This window comes from Streptomyces sp. NPDC058240, from assembly GCF_042882135.1.
GTDB lineage: Bacteria > Actinomycetota > Actinomycetes > Streptomycetales > Streptomycetaceae > Streptomyces.
The window spans coordinates 16,070-42,492 of the sequence record NZ_JBHVWT010000007.1; the positions used below are offsets into that span (position 1 = coordinate 16,070).

Genomic DNA, 26,423 nt, shown 5'->3' on the forward strand with positions numbered 1-26,423 from the left:
GGTTCAGCCCGTCGTGCCCTGCCCCGGGTCGGTGGGGGTCGTGGAGTCGGACGGGTCCGGGGACGGCGACGGGTGACCGGTCGGGTCCGGGTCCGTCGGTGACGGTGTGGGGTCGCTCGGGTCGGGTGTCGGGTCGGTGGACGGTGTGGGACCCGGCGAGGACGTGGGCGGACCCGACGGGCCGGGGGTGGCGGAGGGTTCGGCCGGGTGCCCCGGGCCGCCGGGCGAGGACGGCGTCGCCCCGTGCCCCCGGATCACCACCGCCGAGCCCGACGGGGCGAGGGCGATGCGCGCGCTCCACGGGCCGGCCGGTTCCTGCCAGTGGTCCACGAGGACGCGGACCGTGATGCTCTCGCCCGCGGCGAGCGTGCCCGAGGAGCGGCTCAGCCGGACCCAGGACGCGTCCGCGCGGGCCGACCAGGCGACGGGCGCGCCGCCCGACGCGGTCAGCCGGATCAGGGTGGTGCCGCCGGACGAGCGGGCCTCGACGGTGAGCCCGCCGACGCCGTCCCGGCCCGGACCCGAGCTGATCACCTCCGCCGAGACGTCCGGGGCGCGGCCGTCCTCGAAGCGGGCGCCGGGCTCGGGTCGGGCATTGCCCGCGTTCTCGTAATGGCCGTCCGCGGTGCCGTCGGGTCCGTACCGGGCATCGGTCTCGGTGGCGGTGACCGACGAGCCCTCGTGGCCTTCGCCGGTCTGCGGGGCGCCGCGGTAGGCGGTCCACAGCGCGATCACCGGGGCGGCGACGACCGTGGCCACCACCGTCGTCGTCACGACCCTGGCCCGCAGCCGGTCCCGGCGCGCGGCGTGGTCCTTCGGGTCCATGGGGAAGCCCGCCCGGTCGAAGCGCGGGCCGCCGGAGCGGTTGCGCTGGGCGTGGACCATCGCGACGTACGCCGAGGGCCGGGGCGCCTCGACGACCGGCAGCGCGGCGGCCGGGGCGACCGCGGCGCCGGGCCACGGGCCCTCGGCCCCGGCCTGTTCGGCGGCCCTGCGGCAACGGGGGCAGTCGTCGACGTGGCGGACGAGTTCGCGGCGCAGGGCGGCGGAGAGCAGGACGCGGTGTTCGCCGGTGAGCCGGGCGACGATGGGGCAGTTGCCGGTCTCGACGACGGCGAGGGCGGCGCGGGTGCGTTCCACCTCGCAGGCCGCGGCGGCCAGGAGCTCACGGGCGGCCGCCGGGTCGAGGCCCAGGACGGAGGCGACGGCGCGCGGGGCGAGGCGGTGGCGGACCGCGAGTTCGAGTGCTTCGCGCTGCTCGGGGGTGGTGCCCGCGGCCTCGGGCCAGGCCAGCTGGGCGAGTTCACGGCGGTGCGCCTCGGCGGCGGCCTCGGTTTCGGGGGCGCGGGCGGGGCCGACGGGGGTGCCGCCCGGCGTGAACCCGGCGGTGGCAGAGGTCTTCGCCGCGACGGCGGGGGGCGTACGGCGTCCCGCGCGCGCCCCCTGGGCGGCCGTTCCGCCCGGCTGCTTGCCCGGAGGCCCGCCCGACCGCCTCGTCTCCTGCTTCGACGGCTTCGACGGTTTCAACGGCGTCGCCTGCTTCGAGGAGAGTCGCCCCGGCTGCTTCCCGGCCTTGTGCCGGTGCGACTGACGGCCCTGTTTCTGCTCGGTGAGCTTGCGCAGGCACATCCATCTGGCCAGCGCGTACAGCCAGGATTTACGTTCCTCCTCGCCCGCCGGGCACCGGCCGCCCTGCCGTTCCGCGATCGCGAGCACACCGCCCAGCGCCTCGGTGGCGGCGTCGTGGTCGCAGAGCACGGAGAGGCAGTAGGTGAACAGGCCGTCGAGATGCGGCTCGTAACGGGCGGGTGGCCGACGCGGCGAAGAGGGCGTGGAGAGGCGGGGCGCACTGCGCCGCGCCCGGTGTGCGCCGGTGATGTGCGTGGGGGGCTCCAGACCGCTGCTCGTCACCTTGCGACCGTAAGCAGCACAGGGCACACCTTTAGCTCCCCTTCAGCACTTTTAACCCTTACGGGTGAACGTATCCCTCAAAAGGGGACAGGAATTTCCGATTCCGCCGGAAGCGCCCCGGCGCTCGCCCGGAAACTCCCCGGCCTCCGGAGGGCGCGCACCCGCCGCGGGCGCCGCCGCCGGACCGCGCCGGGCGGCACTGTCGTACCCCACCTATACGGTTGCGCCATGGCTGCCCGTACGAAAACCGCGAAGGACCGGCCGTCCTACCGCTGCACCGAATGCGGCTGGACGACCGCCAAGTGGCTCGGCCGCTGCCCCGAATGCCAGGCGTGGGGGACGGTCGAGGAGTTCGGCGGCGCCCCCGCCGTGCGGACCACCGCGGCCGGCCGGGTCAGTACCGCCGCGCTCCCCATCGGCCAGGTCGACAGCCGGCAGGCCATCGCCCGGTCGACCGGCGTCGGCGAGCTGGACCGGGTGCTCGGCGGCGGTCTCGTCCCGGGCGCCGTGGTGCTCCTCGCGGGCGAGCCGGGCGTCGGCAAGTCGACGCTGCTGCTGGACGTCGCCGCCAAGGCGGCGAGCGAGGACCACCGCACGCTCTACGTCACCGCCGAGGAGTCCGCGAGCCAGGTGCGGCTGCGCGCCGACCGGATCCGGGCGATCGACGACCATCTGTACCTCGCCGCCGAGACCGACCTGTCCGCGGTCCTCGGCCATCTGGACGCCGTCAAGCCCTCGCTCCTCGTCCTCGACTCCGTGCAGACCGTCGCATCGCCCGAGATCGAGGGGGCGCCGGGCGGCATGGCGCAGGTCCGGGAGGTCGCCGGGGCCCTCATCCGGGCCTCCAAGGAGCGCGGCATGTCGACGCTCCTGGTCGGCCATGTCACCAAGGAGGGGGCGATCGCGGGGCCGCGGCTGCTGGAGCATCTCGTCGACGTGGTGCTGTCCTTCGAGGGCGACCGCCATGCCCGCCTGCGGCTCGTACGGGGCGTCAAGAACAGGTACGGCGCGACCGACGAGGTCGGCTGCTTCGAGCTGCACGACGAGGGCATCACCGGCCTCGCCGACCCCTCCGGGCTGTTCCTCACCCGGCGCGACGAGCCCGTGCCCGGCACCTGCCTGACCGTCACCCTGGAGGGCAAGCGGCCGCTCGTCGCCGAAGTGCAGGCGCTGACGGTCGATTCCCAGATCCCTTCTCCCCGGCGCACCACCTCGGGCCTGGAGACGTCCCGGGTGTCGATGATGCTCGCGGTCCTGGAGCAGCGCGGCCGGATCAGCTCGCTGGGCAAGCGGGACATCTACAGCGCGACGGTCGGCGGTGTGAAGCTCTCCGAGCCCGCCGCGGACCTCGCCGTCGCGCTGGCCCTGGCCAGTGCCGCGAGCGACACCCCCCTGCCCAAGAACCTGGTGGCGATCGGCGAAGTGGGCCTCGCGGGCGAGGTCAGAAGGGTCACGGGGGTCCAGCGCAGGCTGGCCGAGGCACACCGCCTGGGCTTCACGCACGCGCTGGTTCCGACCGACCCGGGGAAGGTCCCGGCCGGTATGAAGGTCACAGAAGTCGCCAACATGGGCGATGCGCTGAGAGTCCTCCCGCGCCGGTCTCGTGTACAGGCCCCCCAGGAGGAGAGCGCACGCCGGTAGACTTTGCCCTGGTCTCGCCCGTCCGTACGAACGGTACGAGGGACGTAAGGGCACCGCAAACCTGTGACCGGAGGAGTGCAGTGGCAGCCAACGACCGGGCAGCATCGCCCGGAAAGTCCGGCCAAGGCACCGGTAATGAGGCGCTGATGCGCGCCTCGCTGAGCGCCGTGGCACCCGGAATGGCGCTGCGGGACGGCCTGGAGCGCATCCTCCGTGGCAACACCGGCGGGCTGATCGTGCTCGGCATGGACAGGACCGTCGAGTCGATGTGCACCGGCGGATTCGTGCTGGACGTGGAGTTCACCGCGACGCGCCTGCGCGAGCTGGCCAAGCTCGACGGCGCGCTGATCCTCGACAAGGACATGACCAAGATCCTGCGCGCCGGCGTGCAGCTGGTGCCGGACGCCTCCATCCCCACCGAGGAGACCGGCACCCGCCACCGCACGGCGGACCGGGTCTCCAAGCAGTGCAACTTCCCGGTCGTCTCGGTCTCGCAGTCGATGCGCCTGATCGCGCTCTACGTGGACGGGGAGCGCCGGGTCCTGGAGGAGTCCGCCGCGATCCTCTCCCGCGCCAATCAGGCCCTCGCCACCCTGGAGCGGTACAAGCTCCGGCTCGACGAGGTCGCGGGCACGCTCTCCGCGCTGGAGATCGAGGACCTGGTGACGGTCCGGGATGTCACGGCCGTCGCACAGCGGCTGGAGATGGTCCGCCGGATCGCGACCGAGATCGCGGAGTACGTGGTCGAGCTGGGCACCGACGGCCGGCTTCTCTCCCTCCAGCTCGACGAGTTGATCGCGGGCGTCGAGCCGGAGCGCGAGCTGGTCGTGCGCGACTATGTGCCGGAGCCGACCGCGAAGCGGTCCCGTACGGTCGCCGAGGCGCTGACCGAGCTCGACGCGCTCTCCCACACCGAGCTGCTCGAACTCGCGGTCGTGGCACGGGCCCTGGGCTACAGCGGCTCGCCCGAGACGCTGGACTCGGCGGTCTCGCCGCGCGGCTTCCGGCTGCTGGCGAAGGTGCCGCGGCTGCCCGGGGCGATCATCGACCGGCTGGTGGAGCACTTCGGCGGTCTGCAGAAGCTGCTCGCCGCCAGCGTGGACGACCTCCAGACGGTGGACGGCGTCGGCGAGGCGCGGGCGCGCAGCGTGCGCGAGGGCCTGTCACGGCTGGCCGAGTCGTCGATCCTCGAACGGTACGTGTAGAGCCGGTACGCGCAGAGCCGGTACGCGCAGAGCCGGTACGCGCCGCAGCGCGCAGGACGATCGGGGCCCGGGAGACCGGGCCCCTCCGGGCCCGCCCCGGCGCTCGCGCGCTCGGTCCTTCGCGAGGACGTCAGTCCTTCGCGAGGACGAACGAGGCGCGCTGCACCGGCTCGCCCGGCGCCTTCGCCTCGACCAGATACGTACCGGGCCCCGCCGTCCCCGCGGGCGGCGTCGCGCACTGCGGGGAGCTCTTCCTGCGGTCCCACTCCACGGTGTGGACGACGGTCTCGCCCGCCGGAACCTTCAGCAGCAGAACGCTCGCGTCGCGCGGGCAGTCCTTGGAGGACCACACCTGGCTGTCGTCGCCGCCGGCCTCGGTGATGGTGAGCACCGCGTTCTTCGGCCCGAGGTCGGCCTTGCAGGTGGTGGCCGAGGTGTTCTTGACGACCAGCTTGAACTTCGGCTTCTCGCCGGGGCTGTAGTTGAGCTCGGTGCTCAGGCTCAACCGCATCGCCGCGGGGGTGCAGTCGGGGAGCGGGGAGGAGGCCGGGACCTGCTGGCCGGCCGTACCGCCGCCGCTCGCGCCGCCGGCTCCGGTGTCCGTCCCGCCGCCCGTGGCGTCACCCGAGCCCGCGCCCGTACCGCCGCCGTCACCGCCGTCACCGCCCGAGTCGCCCGACTCGTCGCGTCCGCCGGGCTGTTGGGTGATGGCCGGGCCCGATCCTCCGGGGCCCGGCGTGATCTCGTGTGCGGGGCGCGACCCGGCAGGCCGGGAGTCGTCCTTGCTCTCCTTGTCCCCGCCCGAGGTGACGACCCATACGATCAGCAGCGCGAGCAGCGCAACGAGCGTCGCCGCTACGGCCCTCCGTCGCCAGTAGATGGTGGAGGGAAGCGGACCGATCGGATTACGCAAAGATCCCACGGCTCAAACTGTACGAGAGATCGGCACCAACTCCCGCCCCACCCGCCGCCCTGGGTCTCAAGTTTTACGGATCATCATCACGGGCGGCCCGTTCCGGCCCTGCACCGCCGCCGAGTTGGCCTCCGGGCATCGCCCGGATGAACTCCCGGTTTCATTGACTACCCTCTGTCACATGGATAGTTCAGTTACGGCCCCGCTCTACCGGGACATCACCGACTTCGCACATGACATGCCGTCATGGGTGCAGCATCTGGCCGAGATATGGACGGAGCTCGGGCTCCTGGTCTTCGGTGTCCTGTTCATCACCGGGTGGTGGCGTGCCCGGAACCAGGGCGACGGCGCCCTGGCGCTGGCGGTGCTCGCGCCCGTCGCGACGGCCTTCGGCTATGTGGCCAGCGAGGTGCTCAAGTCGGTGGTGGACGAGGAGCGCCCATGCAGATCGGTCGTCGGCGCCGCGGCCTCGCTGGTGACCTGCCCGCCGACCGGCGACTGGTCGTTCCCCAGCAACCACTCCGCGATCGCCGGTGCGGCGGCGGTCGCCCTGGCGATCGCCCGGCCCCGGCTGGCCTGGCTCACGGTGCCGATGGCTCTGCTGATGGCCTTCTCCCGGGTCTTCGTCGGAGTGCACTATCCGCATGACGTGGCGGTCGGACTGCTGCTGGGCGCCGTGGTCTCGGCCGTGGTGGTCGCCGTGCTGCGCCGCCCGGCACAGTCGCTCGCCCGGACGGTACGGAGCAGCCGGGCGCCGGTGGCGGCCTGGGCCTCGGGGCCGGGCGAGGCCCCGGCCGGCCGCTCCCGGCATCGGGCCAAGCGGCACTGACGGCTCCGGCCGGGCCCGGCCGGGCCCGCTTGGGCCGGTTGCCGGACCGCCGGGGCGCGGACGGGTGGCGTTATCACCCCAAGGGCCCTCAGGAGGAGCGACACCACCGTACGCGGAACCGTCGTCCGCCCTTCCGTGCCAGGATCGGCGGTGCGATGACTGCCATGACTGCGACACAGACGCCCCCCACCTCCCTCCACTCCCCCGTGATCGGGTGGTTCGACCAGCACGCCCGCGATCTGCCCTGGCGCCGCCCCGAAGCGGGCGCCTGGGGCGTGATGGTGAGCGAGTTCATGCTGCAGCAGACCCCCGTGAACCGGGTCCTCCCGGTGTACGAGCAGTGGCTGGCCCGCTGGCCCCGTCCCGCCGACCTGGCCGCCGAACCGCCCGGCGAGGCGGTCCGCGCCTGGGGCCGGCTCGGCTATCCCCGCCGGGCGCTCCGCCTGCACGGAGCCGCGCAGGCCATAACGGAGCGGCACGGCGGCGACGTACCGAGCGAGCACGGTCAGCTGCTCGCCCTGCCCGGGATCGGCGAGTACACCGCGGCGGCCGTGGCCTCGTTCGCGTACGGGCAGCGGCATGCCGTGCTCGACACGAACGTCCGCCGGGTGTTCGCACGGGCCGCGACCGGGATCCAGTACCCGCCGAACGCGACCACCGCCGCCGAGCGCAAGCTCGCCCGTGCGCTGCTCCCCGAGGAGGACGAGCGGGCCGCCCGCTGGGCCGCCGCGACGATGGAGCTCGGGGCCCTCGTCTGCACCGCGAAGAACGAGGACTGCACCCGGTGCCCGATCGCCGAGCAGTGCGCCTGGCGGCTGGCCGGGAAGCCCGCCCACCAGGGGCCCCCGCGGCGTGGTCAGACCTACGCCGGCACCGACCGGCAGGTCCGCGGACGGCTGCTCGCCGTGTTGCGCGAGGCCATGACGCCGGTGCCGCAGTCGGCGCTGGACGCGGTGTGGGACGAGCCGGTGCAACGTGCCCGCGCGTTGGACGGCCTGGTCGCCGACGGCCTGGTCGAACCGCTGGCCGGGGGGCAGTACCGGCTGCCGCTGAGCTGAGCTCCTCGCCTGCTCCGCTCCCGCTGTTACACAACCGATGGACAGCCGTGCGTCGGCGTATGGCTGCTCCGCACAACCCCGTGACAACAGCTCCGTAGCGTCTTCGACGTCAGCCCGACCGATCGATGGCTGACGGCGGTACTACGGGGATCCACGGGGACGGAGGCGGTTGGAATGGCGCATGGCGAGGTGCTCGAATTCGAAGAGTACGTACGCACTCGGCAGGACGCGCTGCTGCGCAGTGCGCGGCGGCTGGTCCCGGACCCTGTGGACGCACAGGACCTGCTCCAGACCGCCCTGGTCCGTACGTACGGCCGCTGGGACGGCATCGCCGACAAGTCCCTCGCCGACGCCTATCTGCGCCGCGTCATGATCAACACCCGCACCGAGTGGTGGCGGGCCCGCAAGCTGGACGAGGTCCCCACCGAGCAGCTTCCCGACGCGAGTGTCGAGGACGGCACCGAGCAGCGCGCCGACCGCGCCCTGCTGATGGATGTGCTGGGCGTACTGGCTCCCAAGCAGCGCAGCGTCGTCGTGCTGCGACACTGGGAGCAGATGAGTACGGAGGAGACGGCTGCGGCGCTCGGCATGTCTGCCGGTACGGTGAAGAGCACGCTGCACCGTGCGCTGGCACGGCTGCGCCAGGAGCTGGAGAGCCGTGCGGCGGCGAGCAGGGAGGCCCGGCTCCGCGAGGAGCGGGGTCCGGCGGCCGACCACGCTCCGGTACGTGCGCGGGCGCAGGTGGGCAGGCATACGGACGAACGGGGGCGGGAGCGTTGCGCGGCCTGACAGCCAGCGGCGACGGGGACGACCGTGGCGGTGAAAGAGACGACGGTGGCCGCGCGGCCACCGTCAGACGTGGCCGGGTACTGACCGGCTGGGCGGCGAGCGCCACGACCCTGGTCGGGCTCGCCGCCTTCGGGCTGCTCACCGTCAGCTGCTCGACCGGCGGTACCGGCACCCGGGACGAGGGCCCGGCCGGCACCCAGCCCGTCGCCCAGGTCACGCCCAGCGACGAGCCTTCCTCCTCCGCGAAACCCTCCTCGCGGATCGATCCCGTGGCCCTGCTCAAGCACGACCCGAAGGTCAGCGAGCGGGTCAGAACGGATCTGAGGCCCTGCACCGGCTCCGAGTACCCGGTGGACACCTCGTACGGCACCATGACCGGCGGCCCCTCGGCCGATGTCGTGGTGAACGTGATGACCTGCGGCGATTCGGTGGGCGTCGGCACCTATGTGTACCGCCCCCGGAACAATGGCGCGTACGAGAACGTGTTCGCCATCGAGCAGCCCGCGGTCTACGGCACCATCGACCGCGGTGATCTGGTGGTGACGACCCAGGTGTACGAGAAGAAGGACTCGGTCGCGTACCCCTCCGGCGAGGAAGTGATCACCTACCGCTGGGCGGGTAGCCGCTTCAACGAGCACGACCGGGTGCACAACGACTTCAACCGAGCCGTCGGCAGCGGCGGAGCGGCTCTTCCGGGGGCCGCCGAACCGGCGGGGAACTGAGAGCAGCCTGATGGCCGAGACCCACGTCCTGTTCGTCGAGGACGACGACGTCATCCGCGAGGCCACCCAGCTGGCGCTGGAGCGCGCCGGCTTCGTGGTCACCGCCATGCCCGACGGCATGTCGGGCCTCGACGCCTTCCGGGCCGACCGCCCCGACATCGCCCTGCTGGACGTGATGGTGCCGGGGCTCGACGGGGTCAGCCTCTGCCGTCGCATCCGCGACGAGTCGACAGTGCCCGTGATCATGCTGTCCGCCCGCGCGGACTCGATCGATGTGGTGCTCGGCCTGGAGGCCGGCGCGGACGACTACGTCACCAAGCCCTTCGACGGGGCGGTCCTGGTCGCCCGGATCCGTGCCGTGCTGCGCCGTTTCGGCCATGCCTCGGGCGGTCAGCCGGGCAACGGGGAGCCGGAGCCGCAGCCCGTCGGCGGGGTGCTGGTCTTCGGCGATCTGGAGATCGACACCGAGGGCATGGCGGTCCACCGGGGCGGCGAACAGGTGGCGCTGACCCCGACCGAGATGCGGCTGCTGCTGGAGTTCTCCGCGGCGCCCGGCACGGTGCTCTCCCGCGACAAGCTCCTGGAGCGGGTCTGGGACTACGGATGGGGCGGTGACACCCGGGTCGTGGATGTCCATGTGCAGCGGCTGCGCACCAAGATCGGCCAGGACCGGATCGAGACGGTCCGCGGCTTCGGCTACAAACTCAGGCCATGAAGCGGCCGGCCCTGCGGACGGGAGTCCGCTGGAAGATCAGCATCGCGATCGCCGCGGTCTGCGCGCTGACCGCGGTCGCGCTCAGCTTCGTCGTCCACAACGCGGCCCGGGTCTCGATGCTGGAGAACGCCCGCGAGGTCCAGCTGGAGCGGCTGACGTACGCGCAGCTGCTGTACGAGGCGACGAAGACGAAGAAGGCCGACCCCCGGTTCGGCGCCAAGCTCAACGACCCGACCATGCCGCGCAGCCTGCGCGCGGAGACCGCCAGGAACCGGCGCGCCACCCATGTCGAGGAGTCCGCCAAGGGGGTGCCCGACGTGTGGGCGGCGGTGCCGGTCGGCAACGGCGACGTGCTCTCGCTGCACACCCGGTTCGCGGGCCGCAGCTCCACGATCATGCGCGATCTCGACCGGGCGCTGATCATCGGCTCGGTCTCGGTGGTGTTCGGCGGCTGTGCCCTGGGCGTGCTGATCGGCGGGCAGCTGTCGCGCCGGCTGCGCAAGGCGGCGGCCGCGGCGGGCAGGGTCGCGCAGGGCAATACGGATGAACGGGTCAGGGAGGCCGTCGGCGGTGTCGTCCAGGACGAGACCGATGAGCTGGCCGGCGCGGTGGACGCGCTGACGGACGCGTTGAACGCGCGGATCGAGGCGGAGCGCCGGGTCACCGCGGACATCGCGCACGAGCTGCGTACGCCGGTGACCGGTCTGCTGACGGCGGCCGAGCTGCTGCCGCCCGGCCGCCCCACCGAGCTGGTACGGGACCGGGCGCAGGCGATGCGCACGCTCGTCGAGGACGTGCTGGAGGTGGCCCGGCTGGACAGCGCGTCGGAGCGGGCCGAGCTCCAGGAGGTCGCGCTGGGCGAGTTCGTCAGCCGGCGGATCGCGCTGCTGGACCCGGACGTGCGGGTGCGGGTCGTGCACGAGTCCTGGGTCAGCACCGATCCGCGCCGGCTGGAGCGCATCCTCGGCAATCTGCTGGGCAACGCCGCCAAGCACGGCGCCACTCCGGTGGAGGTCACGGTCGAGGGCCGGGTGGTCCGGATCCGCGATCACGGTTCCGGGTTCCCGGCGGCGCTGCTGCGCGAGGGGCCGAGCCGGTTCCGTACCGGAAGCAGCGACCGGGCCGGGCGCGGGCACGGTCTCGGGCTGACGATCGCGGCCGGTCAGGCGCGGGTCCTCGGGGCCCGGCTGACCTTCCGCAACGCGGCGCCGGAAGGGGCGGCCCAGGGCACGGGCGGGGCCATCGCCGTGCTGTGGCTGCCCGAGCACGCGCCGACGAACACCGGCAGCTTCCCGATGCTCCAGGTGTCCGAGCAGCGGGGCCCGGACAGCGACGAGGCGCAGAGCGCGAAGTCGGGCCGCGGGCGGTCCGGCGGCTGAGCCGGATACGGCGGCGGGCTCCGGGGGCCGGATACGACGGGAGGCTCCCGGGGCGTGCGCCCCGGGAGCCTCCTCGTACACCGCGCAGGGTCAGACGGCCTCGGCCTGCTTGGTGACCGGGCCCGCTCCGCGCAGCGGTACCTCCTTGACGAAGACCGAGGCGATCAGGGCGATCAGGCCGACCGAGGCGCCCACGAGGAACGCGATGTGCGTGCCGGAGGACACCGCGAACTGGTAGGCCTCGCGCGCCGCCGTCGGCAGCTTCGCCAGGCTCGCCGCGTCCAGCTGCGCGGACTTCGCGGTGGCCGCCCCGCCGCCGCGGGCCATCATCTCGTCCTGCACCCGCCCGGTGAACAGTGCGCCCATGATCGCGACGCCGAAGGAGCTGCCGAGCGTACGGAAGAGGGTCGTCGCCGAGGAGGCGACCCCCATGTCCTTCATCTCCACGCTGTTCTGCGCGACGAGCATCGTGATCTGCATCAGGAAGCCCATGCCCGCGCCGAGCACCGCCATGTAGACGCCGGAGGTGAACCGCGTGGTGTCGACGTCCATCCGGGAGAGCAGGAAGAGGCCGGTCACCATCAGTGCGGAGCCCACCACGGGGAAGATCTTGTACTTGCCGGTGCTGGTGGTGACCCGTCCGGCGATCAGCGAGACGACCATCATCGCCAGCAGCATCGGCAGGAGCAGCAGACCTGAGTTGGTCGCCGAGGCGCCCTGGACGGACTGCTGGTACAGCGGCAGGAAGAGCACCGCGCCGAACATCACGAAGCCCGCCATGAAGCCGACGACGGACATCAGGGTGAAGTTGCGGTTGCGGAAGATGTGCAGCGGAATGATCGGTTCTGCTGCCTTCGTCTCGACGAAGAGGAAGCCGATGAGCGAGGCGACACCGATCGCGATGAGCTCCATGATCACGGCGGAGTTCCAGTCGTACTCCGTACCGCCCCAGGTGGTCACCAGCACGATCGAGGTGATGCCGAGGGTCAGCAGCCCGGCGCCGAGGTAGTCGACCTTGGCCTGGGCCGCCTTCCGCTTCGGCAGGTGCAGCACGATGGTGACCATGGCGAGGGCGACCGCGCCCAGCGGCAGGTTTATGTAGAAGCTCCAGCGCCAGCCGAGGTGGTCGGTGATGGTGCCGCCGACCAGCGGTCCGCCGATCATGGCGATGGCCATGACACCGGCCATCATGCCCTGGTACTTACCGCGTTCACGCGGCGGGACGAGGTCGCCGATGATCGCCATGACGCCGACCATCAGGCCGCCCGCGCCGAGCCCCTGGACCGCCCGGAAGCCGATCAGCTGGCCCATGTCCTGGGCCATACCGCTCAGCACCGAGCCGATCAGGAAGATCACGATGGACGTGAGGAAGATGCCCTTGCGCCCGTACATGTCGCCGAGCTTGCCCCAGATGGGGGTGGAGGCGGCGGTGGCCAGGGTGTACGCGGTGACGACCCAGGACAGGTGCTCCAGGCCGCCGAGGTCACCGACGATGGTCGGCATGGCCGTGCCGACGATCAGGTTGTCCAGCATGGCGAGCAGCATCGTGATCATCAGGGCGAGCATCACCACCCGGACGCTGCGCTGCTGCGTCTCGGGTTTCCCTGCCGGGCGGTCGACGACTGTTGCCGTCCCGCCCGCCGCCTTCTTCAGATCGGACATCGATCCCCACTCCCCTGTGATCCCCTGTGCGGGCCAGACACTTACTTGCCGCCCGGCTAGTAACTACACTGGGGAAAGTAGACCCCAACTAGCCGGGCGTCAAGTAAGTTTTTTTTAGGGAGAGCTTCATGGGGAGCACGCCGCACCAGCGCCGTGGCAACACGCGCCAGCGCATTCAGGACGTCGCCCTGGAGCTCTTCGCCGAACAGGGCTACGAGAAGACCTCGCTCCGCGAGATCTCCGAGCGGCTGGACGTCACCAAGGCCGCGCTGTACTACCACTTCAAGACCAAGGAAGACATCCTGGTCAGCATCTTCGAGGACCTCAACCGTCCGGTCGAGGAGCTGCTCGCCTGGGGCAAGGAACAGCCGCGCACCCTGGAGACGAAGAAGGAGATCCTCAGCCGCTACAGCGAGGCCCTGATCGGCGCCGCCCCGCTGTTCCGCTTCATGCAGGAGAACCAGGCGGCCGTACGGGACCTGAGCATCGGGGTGCCCATCAAGCAACGCGTCGTCGCCCTGTTCGACCTGATCCAGGAACCCGGCGCGTCACTGACCGACCAGGTGCGCTGCTCCACCGCGCTCTTCGCGACGCACGCGGGCCTGTTCGCCCTCAAGGACCTCGAAGGCGACCCCGAGGAGAAGCGCAAGGCCGTCCTCGAAGTCGCCTTCGAACTGGTCACCCGGGCACACGGCCAGGGGTCCGCGGAGCAACGCGGGCAGGGGTCCGCGGAGCAACGCGGGCAGGGGTCCGCAGAGTAACGCGGGCAGGGGCGTCCGGATCAGACGCGCACGCCCTCCTTGTGCAGGAAGCTGACCGGGTTGACCGCGGAGCCGTAGTCGGCGGTGTGCCGGATCTCGAAGTGCAGGTGCGGGCCGCTGGAGTTGCCGGTGTTGCCGGAGAGCGCGATCTTTTCGCCCGTCCTCACGGTCTCGCCGATGCGCACTTCGATCTTCGACAGGTGGGCGTACTGCGAGTACGTGCCGTTGGCGTGCTTGATCACGACGGCGTTGCCGTACGCGGGACCGTCGCCGCCGCCGTTGGGGCCGGCCTTTACGACGGTGCCGGTGTGCGCGGCCTCGACCTTGGTGCCGATCGGCACGGCGAAGTCCTGGCCGGAGTGCTTGTGCGCCCAGCGGCTGCCGTCGTTGCCGAAGCTCGCGCTCAGCTCGTAGCGGCTCACCGGGGCCTCCCAGCCGTGGGCCTTCTTCAGGGCGGCCTTCTTCGCCGCGGCTGCCTTCTTGACCGCCGCCGCCTTCTTGGCCGCGGCCTTCTCGGCGACCTTGCCCTGCACGGTCGCCTGCTCGGCGACCGATTCGGCCGCGCCGGTGTTGATCAGGTTCACGGAATCCGGGGCGCCCGCCGAGCCGGCCGCGAACGCAGCGCCCGCACCGAGAACCATCGACGTCCCCAGGCCGGCTGCCACGACGGCGCCACGGACACGGGACAGGGACGGGCGGCGGGAGTGCTGGAACGAAACGCGCTTCGACATAAGCGGAGAACCTCCGGAGATGACTGGACCCGGCGCTCCGGCCGGGCTGGCCATTCCTTGGTAACCCGCACCCCGGCCATTGCTCAAACACCCCATCTACGAACAAAAGCCGTATCCGGAGCCCCGGGAATTCGCCGCAGCAGGTTTCGCGCGACGCGCGCCCGAACCCGTCGAAACTCTTGTTTCCGGCCAGGTTTAACCTCAGTTCCAAACCGCTCGAATCGGACAGATCCCAGCGATCCGGGCCCCTGGGTGTCCGGCACCGAAAGCCCCCTCCACCGCAGGGCCGAAGGTCCCCGCGGCGGTCACGGCACCCTCCCCTACCGCGCCTAGTAGGCCCGGAACGGGCTGTGCGCCTTGTCACCGCCGGCGGGCCCGAAGGTTGTCCGTTTCGGGACCTTCGGCCCGTGCGCGGGACAGCCCTTAGGCTGACCCGACGACCAGGCCGACTCCGGGGGACATGCCATGGCCAGTGACGCCGCAGGCACCAGCGACATGGACGGCATCGAACTCGCCGATGCCGTCGAGTCGATCCGCAACCAGCTCATCGACGCCGCGGGCCGCGCCACCGGCCGCCCCGTGGCCTTCGAGGTCGGCGACATCCAGATGGAGTTCACCCTCGAACTCCGCAAGGAGATCAAGGGCGGCGGCAAGGTCAAGGCCTGGGTGGTCGAGGCGGGCGCCGACGCCTCCCGCGCGACCGGCCGCACGCACAAGGTCGCGTTCACCCTGAAGCCGCGCGACGCCGCGACCGGCGGGCCCTGGCAGATCGGCCACGGCAACCAGGGCAGCACCGCCCACTTCGGCGGCGGGGCGGCACGGCCGTGACCACCGCGCCGCCCACCGCGCCCGCGGCGCGCACGGTCGTCGTCCTCGGCGCCGGAACCGTCCAGGGCAGCGGCGCCCTGCTCACCGACCGGCTCGTGCTGACCTGTGCCCATGTGGTCCGGGGCGGCAGCCGGGCCACCGTCGCCCACCCCGGGCGGGCGGACCACGCGACGGCAACGGTCGCCTGGGTCGACCACGACCTCGACGCCGCCCTCCTGCTGACCGCCGACCCGGTGCTCCCGGTCTCCGCGGTGCGGCTCGGCGTCCTCCACTCCGAGCAGGCCGTCTCCGGATGCGAGATCACCGGCTTCCCCGACATCCAGCGGTACGGCCCCGAGCGGCATCTGGAGGCCGACCAGTACACGGCCACCGCCCTGCCGATGGCCGGACACCTGCGCGGACTGCTGGTCTGCGAGCTGGACGGCCCGCCGCCCCCGGGAAACGACTCGGAGCCCCCGTCGCTGCGCGGCATGTCCGGCGGACCGGTCTTCGCCGGGAACGTCCTCATCGGCATCGCCCGGCAGATCCCCCGGCAGCGCGGCGGCCGGCGTGTGGAGTGCGTACCGCTCGCCCCGCTCATCGCCTCGCAGCCCTTCGAGCTCGTCTACCGGCAGACCGGCACGGCACTGCGCCACGAGCAGGTCCACGGCCGCTTCCCCAGGGACGCGCGGTACGAGGAGGAGTACGCGGCGGCGCTCGGGGCCGCGTACCGCCGTACGAAGATCTTCGGCCTCGACGAGCTGGGCCGGCGCGACTCCGAGTGGGATCTGGACACCGCGTACCTGAGCCTGGAGGCCCAGCAGACCTCCGGGCGCGCGGGGCCGTCGCCCATGCGGATCGACACACTGCTCCCGGACCGCCCCCGGGTCCTGCTGCGCGGCGACGCGGGCGCCGGCAAGACCACGCTGCTCTGGTGGCTGGCGGCGCACGCCTCGGCCGGCACGCTGGGCCCGGAGCTGGCCGCGCTCAACGGCCTGGTCCCGTTCGTCGTACCGCTGCGCACCCTGCGCGCCCAGGGCGGTACGTTCCCCGCCCCCGCGCAGCTCCCCGACGCGGCCCGGCTGGTGATCGACGAGGCCCCCGGGGGCTGGGTCGGCCGGGTACTGGAGTCGGGCCGGGCGCTGCTGCTGGTCGACGGTCTGGACGAGGTCCCGCGCGACGACCGCGAGCAGGCGCACGAGTGGCTGTCCCGTCTCCTCGACCGGTACCCGGACATCCGCTGTGTGGCCACGGTGCGCCCGCTGGCCGTCGAGCCGGGCTGGCTGATGTCCCAGGACTTCGACGAGCTGCGGCTGCTGCCGATGCGGGACGAGGACATCGAGGCCTTCGTCGCCGCCTGGCACCGGGCCGCCCGGCTGGACGAGGAGGACCACGAGACGCTCGGCAGGCTGGAACGGGACCTGATCCAGCAGTTCGCCCAGAACCGGACCCTGCGCGATCTGGCCCGTACGCCACTGCTCTGCGCGGTGATCTGCGCCCTGCACCGACGCCGCCAGGGCATCCTGCCGGAGACCCGCTGGAGCCTGTACGACTCGGCCCTCACCATGCTGCTCGGCGACCGCGACAAGCAGCGCAGGATCGATGCCCCCGAGGGCATCACGATGAACGTGGCGGAACAGGCCCAGCTGCTCCAGCGCATCGCGATCTGGCTGGTGCGGGGCGGCCAGTCTGAGCTCCACCGCTCCGCGGCGCTGCACCAGCTGGAACGCGCCCTGCCGGGCATGGAACGGCTGCGCGGCCAGGGCTCGGCCGAGGAGATCCTGACCCATCTGCTGAACCGCAGCGGAGTCCTCCAGGAGCGTACCGACGACGTCTACCAGTTCGCCCACCGCACCTTCCAGGACTTCCTCGCCGCGAAGGAGTTCGTCGAGGGCGACCAGCTGAACGAACTGCTCGGCCGGGCGGGCGCACAGCACTGGTACGACGTCATCCTGCTCTCGGCCGGCCACTGCGGCCGCCGTGAACACCCGCTACTGGTCAACGGACTGCTGGACGCGCGGCCCGGCCCCGCCGACACCGTGACCCGGGACGAAGTCGTCGTCCTGGCCGCGCTCTGCGCGCAGCACGCGACCTGGCTGGACGAGACGACACGGGACAGGGTCCGCACGGCCGTCGGGGCGCTGTTCCCGCCGAAGGACGACGGGGACGTACACCTGCTCGCCCGGCTCGGTCCGGCTGCTCTGGACTTCCTGCCCGACCCGGACCACGTATCCGGCATGAAGCAGGCCGGCCTGTTCATCGACCTGATCAGTGAAATCGGCGGGGCGGAGGCCGTACCGCACGCCCGCCGCTGGGCACTCGCCCACCCGGAACACAGCCACCTGTTCGAGGTGTACTGGAACAGGTATCCGGTACGGGCATACGCCCAGCAGGTCCTTGCCATCTGCGATCTGACGCACGACGCCCTGCAGATCGACGCCCCGGAGAAGCTGGCAGCACTGCGCGACCTGCCGTCCGCCACGAACCTGGAGATCGCCGGGGCCCTCACCGCCGCCGAACTCCACGCCACCCTGCGCGACGGCCCGTGGATCGGACTGGCCTTCCTGCGGAACCCCTGCCTGACCGACCTCTCGTTCCTGACGGACTGCGTCGAGCAGCTCGAGTCCCTGTCACTGAACGACTGTCCCGGCGTACGGGACCTCGGCCCGCTCACCGGGCTCCCCGCGCTGAAGGCGGTCGAGCTCGACATGAGCCATCTCCCCGGCAGTGCACTGGCCGCCACGGCTTCGGGAGCACTGCACTCCCTGTGGCTCAGCCGCCTGACGGCCGAACGGCTCTCCCAGCTGCCCGCCCACCCTGAGCTGAGCACACTGACCATCGAGCAGGCAGCCTCGCTGGAGGTGGACTCGCTCGACGGCTGGACCAACCTGCGCCGGCTCGGACTGGGAACCCGCACCCCGGTCCGACCGCTGCTCGCCGCTCTCCGGCGGGCTCCGCAGGTGATCCACCTCACCCTGCCCCTGTCGTCCGCGACGGAGTTCGCCGGGGAACAGCCCGTGCCTTCCCTCGGCAGCCTGGACCTCTACCTCGACACCGATGTGCTCGAAATGGAACAGATCCCCCGGGTCTTCCCCGCTCTGAAGCGGGTGGTGATCGTTTCGCCCAGGCATGTCGACCACATCGACATTTCCCCGATCCGGGCGATGCCCAACTGCGAGGTGGGGGCCGGCCCCGCAACGATCGTGGGCGACGACCCACCCCGCTGACCCCTCGGCAAAGGGGCTGCCCCGGACCGTTCGCACGGTCCGGGGCAGCCCCTTCTGCTTCTGCTCAGGCGCTCGGGGGCGTCCTCACACGTCCTTCGACATGTTCGGGCCCGCGCCGCCTGCCGCCTGCTCGATCGGGGGGACGTCGGGCAGCGCCGACTTCTCCTCGCCGCGGAAGGTGAAGGTCTTCTCCTCGCCCTCGCCCTCGGTGCCGACGACCACGATGTGACCGGGGCGCAGCTCACCGAAGAGGATCTTCTCGGAGAGGATGTCCTCGATCTCGCGCTGGATCGTCCGGCGCAGCGGCCGGGCGCCCATCACGGGGTCGTACCCCTTCTTCGCCAGGAGCGACTTGGCTTCCGAGCTCAGCTCGATGCCCATGTCGCGGTCCTTCAGGCGCTCGTCCACCTTGGCGAGCATGAGGTCGACGATCTGGATGATGTCTTCCTCGGTGAGCTGGTGGAAGACGACCGTGTCGTCGACACGGTTGAGGAACTCGGGGCGGAAGTGCTGCTTGAGCTCTTCGTTGACCTTGTTCTTCATCCGCTCGTAGCCGGTCTTGACATCACCCTGGGCGGCGAAGCCCAGGTTGAAGCCCTTGGAGATGTCCCGGGTCCCGAGGTTGGTCGTCATGATGATGACCGTGTTCTTGAAGTCCACGACCCGGCCCTGGGAGTCGGTCAGGCGACCGTCTTCCAGAATCTGGAGCAGGGAATTGAAGATATCGGGGTGGGCCTTCTCGACCTCGTCGAAGAGGACGACGGAGAACGGCTTGCGGCGCACCTTCTCGGTGAGCTGGCCGCCCTCTTCGTAACCCACGTAACCGGGGGGAGAGCCGAAGAGGCGGGAAACCGTGTGCTTCTCGCTGAACTCCGACATGTCGAGGGCGATCAGCGCGTCCTCGTCACCGAAGAGGAATTCGGCGAGCGTCTTGGAGAGCTCCGTCTTACCGACACCGGACGGGCCGGCGAAGATGAACGAGCCACCGGGGCGCTTCGGGTCCTTCAGACCGGCTCGCGTACGGCGGATCGCCTGCGAGAGGGCCTTGATGGCGTCCTTCTGCCCGATGACGCGCTTGTGGAGCTCGTCCTCCATCCGCAGCAGACGGGAGGACTCCTCCTCCGTCAGCTTGAAGACCGGGATGCCGGTCGCGGTGGCCAGGACCTCGGCGATCAGCTCGCCGTCGACCTCGGCCACGACGTCCATGTCGCCGGCCTTCCACTCCTTCTCGCGCTTGGTCTTCGCCGCCAGCAGCTGCTTCTCCTTGTCACGGAGGGAAGCCGCCTTCTCGAAGTCCTGGGAGTCGATGGCCGACTCCTTGTCGCGGCGGACGCCCGCGATCTTCTCGTCGAACTCGCGGAGGTCCGGCGGCGCGGTCATCCGGCGGATGCGCATCCGGGAACCGGCCTCGTCGATCAGGTCAATCGCCTTGTCCGGCAGGAAGCGGTCCGAGATGTACCGGTCGGCCAGCGTCGCGGCCTGGACCAGCGCCTCGTCCGTGATGGAGACGCGGTGGTGGGCCTCGTAGCGGTCGCGCAGACCCTTGAGGATCTCGATGGTGTGCGGCAGCGACGGCTCCGCGACCTGGATGGGCTGGAAGCGGCGCTCGAGAGCGGCGTCCTTCTCCAGGTGCTTGCGGTACTCGTCGAGCGTGGTGGCACCGATGGTCTGAAGCTCGCCGCGGGCCAGCATCGGCTTGAGGATGCTGGCGGCGTCGATCGCGCCCTCGGCGGCACCCGCACCCACGAGGGTGTGGAGCTCGTCGATGAACAGGATGATGTCGCCGCGGGTGCGGATCTCCTTGAGGACCTTCTTCAGGCGCTCCTCGAAGTCACCGCGGTAGCGGGAGCCGGCGACCAGCGCGCCGAGGTCGAGGGTGTAGAGGTGCTTGTCCTTGAGGGTCTCGGGCACCTCGCCCTTGACGATGGCCTGCGCCAGTCCCTCGACGACCGCCGTCTTGCCGACGCCGGGCTCGCCGATGAGAACCGGGTTGTTCTTGGTGCGGCGGGACAGCACCTGCATGACCCGCTCGATCTCCTTCTCGCGCCCGATGACCGGGTCGAGCTTGGATTCGCGAGCGGCCTGGGTGAGATTCCGGCCGAACTGGTCGAGCACCAGGGAGGTGGAGGGCGTGCCTTCCGCGGGGCCGCCCGCCGTCGCCGCCTCCTTGCTGCCCGAGTACCCGGAGAGCAGCTGGATGACCTGCTGCCGCACCCGGTTCAGGTCGGCGCCCAGCTTCACGAGGACCTGGGCGGCGACGCCCTCGCCCTCGCGGATCAGGCCGAGCAGGATGTGCTCGGTGCCGATGTAGTTGTGGCCGAGCTGAAGGGCCTCGCGGAGCGAGAGCTCCAGGACCTTCTTGGCCCGGGGCGTGAAGGGGATGTGCCCGGACGGGGCCTGCTGGCCCTGGCCGATGATCTCCTCCACCTGCTGGCGGACCGCCTCGAGCGAAATCCCGAGGCTCTCCAGGGCCTTAGCGGCGACACCCTCACCCTCGTGGATAAGGCCCAGGAGGATGTGCTCGGTGCCGATGTAGTTGTGGTTGAGCATCCGGGCTTCTTCCTGAGCCAGGACGACAACCCGCCGCGCGCGGTCGGTGAACCTCTCGAACATCGTTAATCGCTCCTCAGAGCGGTCAGGCAGTAAGGGGTCGGTCCCCTCCCTGTCCTTCCGCAGCTTAGTCCCGCAAGCGGGGACCGCTCATTCCAACTGCCGACACCGTCCTTGGCCTCCTGCCCCGAACGCTGACAACTTCTCCAACCCGATGGTGCGAGACGATGTTCCCGCAGGCCAGGCAGATACCCCTTTCGCCAGTACGCCGATGGCGAACGTGAGATGCCCGAACCTGCGTGTCGCCCCTCCCCACTAGGGATGTCTTACCCGCAATTACAGACAGTCCATGCGGTGCACGCCGGTTCCCTCCGCTACGGGCGAACATATTGGCGCTCCCGAATGCGTCCCTACGCACCCATCCCGGACACATTGCGCGCCCGCTCGGGGACTCTGCGTAACCCCGGGGCTCTCCGGGCCGTTCTTCCGGCATGGCCATCACCGTCCCGCGTCCCGTGCCGTCGGTCACCGGCGAGCGGGAGAGCGGCGACTGCGCCCGGTGGGCGCAGTGGTACGAACGCGAACTCGGCTGGGCGACGGCGGGCACCGCGCCGGTGCGCTTGCTGACCGGGCTGCGGTTCGATGTGCTCCAGGTTCCCGCGGCCGCCGGTCAGGCGGCGCTGCGGCGGCTGGACCGCACCGGGCCCGTGGCGCTGTCGGGCGCGCGGATGAGCCTGCTGGTGGCGGTGGGAAGCGCCGACGAGCTGCCCGGACTGCTCGACTGGCTGGAGTGGGGAGGCGTCGCCCTCTCCCTGACCGCCATCGGTGCGGGCGGCCGGATCACGGCGCCGGTGCCGCCCGGACGGATGGCGGGCCGGCCGGGGGCCGCCGCATGGCTGCGACCCCCCGGGCCACGACACGAGGAAGGGTCGGAGTTCCCGGCCCTCGCCGGCCTCGGGAGCAGGGGTGGGGGTGCTCCCGATCTCGTACGGCTGGTGGACGCGGTGGCGACGGAATGCCACCGGGCCCGGTTGATGCTTGCCCGGACAGGGCCGTCGACCGTCGGGTCGACAGCTCAGCCGTTGGCCTTCTCGTAAGCTTCGCGGATCTCCGCGGGAACACGGCCACGGTCATTCACATTGTGGCCGTTCTCGCGGGCCCACTTACGGATCTCGGCGGTGTCCTTGTTGCCACCCGTAACGGCGCGGCCCTTGCCACGGCCGGCCGACGCGCGGCCACCCGTACGCCGACCACCCTTGGTGTACGGCTCAAGAAGACCACGGAGCTTGTCCGCGTTGCTCGTCGTGAGGTCAATCTCGTACGTCTTGCCATCGAGAGCGAACGTGACCGTCTCGTCCGCCTCGCCGCCGTCGAGGTCATCGACAAGAAGGACCTGAACCTTCTGTGCCACTGGATTCCCTTTCATCGAAAATGCAGTACGCGGAAAGGAAACCGCTTTTCCCCGGAAAACACAAACCCCCGGGAGAGGTTCTGGATCACGAGAAGACGGGAAACATGCGCGATTCGGACATAGGGTTCCAGCTTCTTGTGGCGGTCGCAGTTGGCGGTCACAGATGCAGAAGCATCCGGCTGTTGCCCAAGGTGTTCGGCTTCACTCGTTCGAGACCCAGGAACTCTGCTACACCCTCGTCGTAGGAACGCAGCAGCTCGCTGTAGACATCTCCGTCGACCGGCGTCTCTCCGATCTCCACGAAGCCGTGCTTCGCGAAGAAGTCCACTTCGAAGGTGAGACAGAAAACCCGCCGCACGCCCAGCCAGCGGGCGGTCTGCAACAACTTGTCCAGCACTTGATGACCGACTCCGGCACCCCTGATGCTGTGATCGACGGCGAGAGTACGCACTTCGGCGAGGTCTTCCCACATCACGTGCAGTGCGCCGCAGCCGATGACACGGGCGTCCTCGTCGCGTTCCGCGATCCAGAACTCCTGGATGTCCTCGTAAAGCGTCACGGTCGCTTTGTCGAGCAGGATGCCTTCGCGTACGTACCCGTCGAGGAGACGGCGGACCGATGCCACATCGCTGGTCCTGGCACGTCGGACTGTGATGGCCGTGTTTATGACCGACGGTTCGGTACGGGAATCGGCGTGCGGAAGCTCTGAGGACATACCCCGACGCTATCGCCCGGCCTCCGGGCCCGCCCCATCGGCCGGATCTCCGGCCGCTTCTCCCACTGGTTCATCGGCCGGTTCACCTGTCGCCGCCTCGGCCGGTTCGCCGGGCGTGGGCCCGGGGGCTCCGGACAGGTTGGGCAGAACGATCCGCATGGCGTCCTGGAGGGCCTCGCGCTGCTCGGCGGACATCATGCCGAAGAAGGCGACAAGAGCGGCCGCGGGGTTGTCGCTGCGCGACCATGCTTCGTTCATCAGTGCGGCCGAGTAGGCGGCGCGGGTGGAGACCGCCGTATATCTATATGCGCGGCCGTCGACTTCCCTGCGCACCCAGCCCTTCTGATGGAGATTGTCCATTACCGTCATGACGGTGGTGTAGGCGATGGAGCGTTCCTGCTGAAGGTCCTCAAGGACTTCCCGCACGGTGACCGGGCGGTTCCATTGCCAGACCCGTGTCATCACGGCGTCTTCCAGATCTCCCAATTGGCGGGGCACAATGTCACTTTAGTGCCAGATGCCTGGAATGACCGGTTTATTTGAGCAGCAAAAGGGCGCACGGCTTCTGGTGAGCCGTGCGCCCTTCGTGTGCTGCGGAGCGCCGGCGTCAGGCGCCGTCGGTCCGCGGTGTCTGCTGGACGGACTCGGCGCGGCCGATCGCCAGGTCCACGGCCGCGTCCTCCTTGGCCTTGTTGGGACCGCCCTGGCTCTTGACGATCGTCACGACGAGGCCGATGAAGAAGGCGGCCATCACCACGGGGGGCACGAGCGCGGATACGTAGTCCATGGCGTCCAGAGTAGCGAGGCCGGTACGGACTTCCGCGCCGCCCCTCCGCTACCCCGCGGCGCGCTCCTCCTGCGGCGGCGCCGGGCGGCGGCGGGGCGGAAAGACCTCCGAGGGCTTCGGCGCGGGGCGCCCGGACGGCCGGGTGGGCCGGGCGGGTGCCGCCGGGGCCTTGGGCCGTTCGGGTTCGGCGTCGGCCGCCCGGCCACCGGGCAGGGCCAGGAGCCGGCTGCGCGGCGCGGGAGTCTTCGCCGACGCGACGCGTCCGGCGAGGCGGGCCTGCACCGACCGCTCCGCCAGCACCTGACAGCGCTCCAGGAGCGCCGCAGCCACCGGCCTGTGGCGCAGGGCGCGCAGCGCGGCGAGGTCGTCGGGGCCGGGGTCGTACCCGCCCGCCAGGGCGTCCTGGAGCAGCTCCAGGTAGCCGCCGACCGAGCCGGGGAGGGCGTTGCGATAGCGGACGAGGTCGGCGAGGAGGAACGTGCGCAGCCGTCCCGCCTCGCCGACCGCCTCGTCCACGGCACCGGCCAGCCGCAGGCAGTCCTGGACGTCCTCGTGCGGCAGGGGCATGGGGTGAAGGGCGATGGCGAGGGCGCGTCGGAGCACACGCAGCTCGTCCGCGCTGAACGCCATGCCGCCGCGTGATCCGTAAGGCGTGGGCATGGAGTGACAATACGCGCTAAATGGACAAAATCGGCTTAACTGGCCGTCGGTGGCGCGGCGGCGGCCCCGCTCCCCGCGAGCCGTTCCCGCAGGTGCGCCGCCTGCCCGCTACAGCCGGGACACGTTCCGCTCGTACACCAGGCGCAGGCCGATGAGGGTCAGCCAGGGCTCGTGCTCGTCGATGACGGAGGACTCGCCCAAAACCATCGGCGCAAGGCCGCCCGTCGCGATGACGGTGACATCCTCGGGGTCGGCAGCCAACTCCTTCTTCATCCGTGCGACGACGCCGTCGACCTGGCCGGCGAAGCCGTAGATGATGCCCGACTGCATCGCCTCGACCGTGTTCTTGCCGATCACGCTGCGCGGCCGGGCCAGCTCGATCTTGCGGAGCTGGGCGCCCTTGACGCCGAGCGCCTCGACCGAGATCTCGATGCCGGGGGCGATGACACCGCCGGTGTACTCGCCCCGGGCGGAGACCGCGTCGAAGGTGGTGGCCGTGCCGAAGTCGACGACGATCGCCGGACCGCCGTACAGGTCGACGGCGGCGACCGCGTTGATGATGCGGTCCGCGCCGACCTCCTTCGGGTTGTCCATCAGGATCGGCACCCCGGTCTTGATGCCCGGCTCGACGAGGACGGCGGGGACATCGCCGTAGTAGCGGCGGGTCACCTCGCGCAGCTCGTGCAGGACGGCCGGGACCGTGGAGCAGATCGCGATGCCCTCGATGCCGTCGCCCAACTCCATGCCGAGCAGCGGGTGCATGCCCATCAGGCCCTGGAGCAGCACGGCGAGCTCGTCGGCGGTGCGGCGGGCGTCGGTGGAGATCCGCCAGTGCTCGACGATCTCCTCGCCGTCGAACAGGCCGAGGACGGTGTGGGTGTTGCCGACATCGATGGTGAGCAGCATCAGACGACGGCCCCGTCGGTGGCGCGGAAGTCCAGGCCGATGTCGAGGATCGGCGAGGAGTGGGTGAGCGCGCCGACGGCCAGGTAGTCGACGCCCGCCTCGGCGTAGGCGCGGGCGGTGTCGAGGGAGAGCCGGCCGGAGGACTCCAGGACCGCGCGGCCGCCGACCAGGGCGACCGCCTCGGCCGTCTGCAGCGGGGTGAAGTTGTCCAGCAGGATCAGGTCGGCACCCGCGTCGAGCACCTCGCGGACCTGCTGCAGGGTGTCGACCTCGACCTCGATCGGTACGTCCGGGAACTCGTCCCGTACCCGCTTGAAGGCCTCGGCCACGCCGCCCGCCGCGATGACGTGGTTGTCCTTGACCAGCGCCGCGTCCGACAGCGACATGCGGTGGTTGACGCCGCCGCCGCAGCGCACCGCGTACTTCTCCATGGCGCGCAGGCCCGGGGTGGTCTTGCGGGTGTCGCGGACCCTGGCCTTCGTGCCTTCGAGCACATCGGCCCAGGCGCGGGTGGCGGTCGCGATGCCGGAGAGCCTGCACAGCAGGTTGAGCGCGCTGCGCTCGCCGGTGAGCAGGTCGCGGGTGCGGGTGGTGACGGTCAGCAGCTTCTGGCCGGGGGCGACCCGGTCGCCGTCCTCGACGTGGCGCTCGACCGCGAACTCGTCCGTGCAGACGATGGACAGGACGGCCTCGGCGACGCGCAGACCGGCCACGACGCCCGCCTCGCGGGCGGTGAAGTCACCAGTGGCCACGGCGTCCTCGGCGACGGTCGCGACGGTGGTGACGTCCACACCGCCGTCGAGGTCCTCCTCGATGGCGACGTGCGCGACGTCCTCGACCTGGACCGGGTCCAGGCCCGCGTCGGCGAGGAGCTGGGCGAGGGCGGGGTCGAGGCCGCACTCCAGCGGGTCGAGCTCGTAGAACTCGTCCCCGCCGCAGCCGCAGCCGTCCCCGCAGCCGCCCGCGGACGGTGCGGGCGCGCCGATCTGGATCAGCGGTACGTCCACGGGTGTGGGGCGCGGATTCTCTTCGGGCGTGCTCACG

24 protein-coding genes are annotated in these 26,423 nt (G+C 71.0%); 12 read left to right on the top strand and 12 right to left on the bottom strand.

The window, feature by feature from the left end:
• Nucleotides 1-3: 3 nt before the first annotated feature.
• Nucleotides 4-1,911 carry a hypothetical protein gene (locus ACFVX4_RS15190; protein WP_389976531.1) on the bottom strand — a complete coding sequence of 636 codons (1,908 nt, stop codon included), beginning with the start codon at nt 1,909-1,911 and terminating at the stop codon, nt 4-6.
• 228 nt (nt 1,912-2,139) lie between these two features.
• On the opposite strand from ACFVX4_RS15190, the gene radA reads away from it, so the two are divergent.
• Complete coding sequence (radA, locus tag ACFVX4_RS15195; protein ID WP_389976534.1) at nt 2,140-3,552, top strand: DNA repair protein RadA; 1,413 nt, start codon at nt 2,140-2,142, stop codon at nt 3,550-3,552.
• A gap of 80 nt (nt 3,553-3,632) precedes the next feature.
• Complete coding sequence (disA, locus tag ACFVX4_RS15200) at nt 3,633-4,757, top strand: DNA integrity scanning diadenylate cyclase DisA (protein WP_266417745.1); 1,125 nt, start codon at nt 3,633-3,635, stop codon at nt 4,755-4,757.
• A 130-nt stretch (nt 4,758-4,887) separates the two neighbouring features.
• On the opposite strand, the gene ACFVX4_RS15205 is transcribed toward disA, so the two are convergent.
• Complete coding sequence (locus ACFVX4_RS15205; protein ID WP_389976537.1) at nt 4,888-5,679, bottom strand: hypothetical protein; 792 nt, start codon at nt 5,677-5,679, stop codon at nt 4,888-4,890.
• 172 nt (nt 5,680-5,851) lie between these two features.
• On the opposite strand from ACFVX4_RS15205, the gene ACFVX4_RS15210 reads away from it, so the two are divergent.
• The 6 genes from ACFVX4_RS15210 to cseC all read left to right on the top strand — a co-directional run bounded on the left by ACFVX4_RS15210 (nt 5,852) and on the right by cseC (nt 11,162).
• Nucleotides 5,852-6,499, top strand: a complete 648-nt coding sequence (locus ACFVX4_RS15210) for a phosphatase PAP2 family protein (RefSeq protein ID WP_389976540.1) — start codon at nt 5,852-5,854, stop codon at nt 6,497-6,499.
• Nucleotides 6,500-6,654: 155 nt separating this feature from the next.
• Entirely contained in the window at nt 6,655-7,557 is a 903-nt protein-coding gene (locus ACFVX4_RS15215; protein WP_389976543.1) for an A/G-specific adenine glycosylase, read from the top strand.
• A gap of 174 nt (nt 7,558-7,731) precedes the next feature.
• Nucleotides 7,732-8,346 (top strand): SigE family RNA polymerase sigma factor, encoded by a 615-nt coding sequence (locus ACFVX4_RS15220; protein ID WP_389976546.1) that lies wholly within the window; start codon nt 7,732-7,734, stop codon nt 8,344-8,346.
• Complete coding sequence (locus tag ACFVX4_RS15225) at nt 8,334-9,068, top strand: hypothetical protein (RefSeq protein ID WP_389976548.1); 735 nt, start codon at nt 8,334-8,336, stop codon at nt 9,066-9,068. The genes ACFVX4_RS15220 and ACFVX4_RS15225 overlap by 13 nt, the downstream gene beginning before the upstream one ends.
• Nucleotides 9,069-9,075: 7 nt before the next feature.
• Complete coding sequence (gene cseB, locus ACFVX4_RS15230; protein ID WP_389977027.1) at nt 9,076-9,783, top strand: two-component system response regulator CseB; 708 nt, start codon at nt 9,076-9,078, stop codon at nt 9,781-9,783.
• Nucleotides 9,780-11,162, top strand: coding sequence for a two-component system sensor histidine kinase CseC (gene cseC / locus ACFVX4_RS15235; RefSeq protein ID WP_389976551.1), 1,383 nt, complete (start codon nt 9,780-9,782; stop codon nt 11,160-11,162). Before cseB ends, cseC begins: the two co-directional genes overlap by 4 nt.
• A 90-nt stretch (nt 11,163-11,252) precedes the next feature.
• On the opposite strand, the gene ACFVX4_RS15240 is transcribed toward cseC, so the two are convergent.
• Nucleotides 11,253-12,824, bottom strand: a complete 1,572-nt coding sequence (locus ACFVX4_RS15240) for an MDR family MFS transporter (protein WP_389976554.1) — start codon at nt 12,822-12,824, stop codon at nt 11,253-11,255.
• A gap of 128 nt (nt 12,825-12,952) precedes the next feature.
• Between ACFVX4_RS15240 and ACFVX4_RS15245 the strand changes: the two genes are divergently transcribed.
• Nucleotides 12,953-13,585, top strand: a complete 633-nt coding sequence (locus ACFVX4_RS15245) for a TetR/AcrR family transcriptional regulator (RefSeq protein WP_389976556.1) — start codon at nt 12,953-12,955, stop codon at nt 13,583-13,585.
• 20 nt (nt 13,586-13,605) lie between these two features.
• Here the strand turns inward: ACFVX4_RS15245 and ACFVX4_RS15250 are convergent, their stop codons facing one another.
• The gene (locus tag ACFVX4_RS15250; RefSeq protein ID WP_389976559.1) at nt 13,606-14,316 is read right to left on the bottom strand and encodes a M23 family metallopeptidase; all 711 of its coding nucleotides are present in this window, start codon (nt 14,314-14,316) and stop codon (nt 13,606-13,608) included.
• Nucleotides 14,317-14,781: 465 nt separating this feature from the next.
• On the opposite strand from ACFVX4_RS15250, the gene ACFVX4_RS15255 reads away from it, so the two are divergent.
• A complete protein-coding gene (locus ACFVX4_RS15255) occupies nt 14,782-15,144 on the top strand; it encodes a trypco2 family protein (protein WP_389976562.1) in 363 nt (120 codons plus the stop codon).
• Nucleotides 15,141-18,350, top strand: a complete 3,210-nt coding sequence (locus ACFVX4_RS15260) for an NACHT domain-containing protein (protein WP_389976565.1) — start codon at nt 15,141-15,143, stop codon at nt 18,348-18,350. The genes ACFVX4_RS15255 and ACFVX4_RS15260 overlap by 4 nt, the downstream gene beginning before the upstream one ends.
• An 84-nt stretch (nt 18,351-18,434) precedes the next feature.
• Here ACFVX4_RS15260 and ACFVX4_RS15265 read toward each other — a convergent pair whose 3' ends face one another.
• Nucleotides 18,435-20,963 carry an ATP-dependent Clp protease ATP-binding subunit gene (locus tag ACFVX4_RS15265; protein ID WP_329820414.1) on the bottom strand — a complete coding sequence of 843 codons (2,529 nt, stop codon included), beginning with the start codon at nt 20,961-20,963 and terminating at the stop codon, nt 18,435-18,437.
• A 428-nt stretch (nt 20,964-21,391) separates the two neighbouring features.
• On the opposite strand from ACFVX4_RS15265, the gene ACFVX4_RS15270 reads away from it, so the two are divergent.
• Complete coding sequence (locus ACFVX4_RS15270; RefSeq protein WP_266417708.1) at nt 21,392-21,997, top strand: SCO3374 family protein; 606 nt, start codon at nt 21,392-21,394, stop codon at nt 21,995-21,997.
• Here the strand turns inward: ACFVX4_RS15270 and ACFVX4_RS15275 are convergent.
• The 7 genes from ACFVX4_RS15275 to nadC form a co-directional block, all read right to left on the bottom strand.
• Nucleotides 21,976-22,311: an Lsr2 family protein gene (locus ACFVX4_RS15275; protein WP_266417706.1), complete on the bottom strand. Its 336-nt coding sequence runs from the start codon at nt 22,309-22,311 to the stop codon at nt 21,976-21,978. The two genes, ACFVX4_RS15270 and ACFVX4_RS15275, sit on opposite strands and share 22 nt — an antisense overlap.
• A gap of 157 nt (nt 22,312-22,468) precedes the next feature.
• Nucleotides 22,469-23,026, bottom strand: coding sequence for an amino-acid N-acetyltransferase (locus ACFVX4_RS15280; RefSeq protein WP_266425720.1), 558 nt, complete (start codon nt 23,024-23,026; stop codon nt 22,469-22,471).
• Nucleotides 23,027-23,035: 9 nt separating this feature from the next.
• Nucleotides 23,036-23,524 carry a BlaI/MecI/CopY family transcriptional regulator gene (locus ACFVX4_RS15285; protein ID WP_389976570.1) on the bottom strand — a complete coding sequence of 163 codons (489 nt, stop codon included), beginning with the start codon at nt 23,522-23,524 and terminating at the stop codon, nt 23,036-23,038.
• A 109-nt stretch (nt 23,525-23,633) separates the two neighbouring features.
• On the bottom strand, nt 23,634-23,813 hold the full coding sequence (locus tag ACFVX4_RS15290) for a hypothetical protein (RefSeq protein ID WP_384970642.1): 180 nt from the start codon (nt 23,811-23,813) through the stop codon (nt 23,634-23,636).
• A 48-nt stretch (nt 23,814-23,861) separates the two neighbouring features.
• Complete coding sequence (locus ACFVX4_RS15295) at nt 23,862-24,443, bottom strand: hypothetical protein (protein ID WP_389977030.1); 582 nt, start codon at nt 24,441-24,443, stop codon at nt 23,862-23,864.
• A gap of 138 nt (nt 24,444-24,581) precedes the next feature.
• Nucleotides 24,582-25,379, bottom strand: a complete 798-nt coding sequence (locus ACFVX4_RS15300) for a type III pantothenate kinase (protein ID WP_266417696.1) — start codon at nt 25,377-25,379, stop codon at nt 24,582-24,584.
• Nucleotides 25,379-26,422 carry a carboxylating nicotinate-nucleotide diphosphorylase gene (gene nadC, locus ACFVX4_RS15305; RefSeq protein ID WP_389976573.1) on the bottom strand — a complete coding sequence of 348 codons (1,044 nt, stop codon included), beginning with the start codon at nt 26,420-26,422 and terminating at the stop codon, nt 25,379-25,381. The genes ACFVX4_RS15300 and nadC overlap by 1 nt, the downstream gene beginning before the upstream one ends.
• Between the last annotated feature and the right edge of the window lies 1 nt (nt 26,423).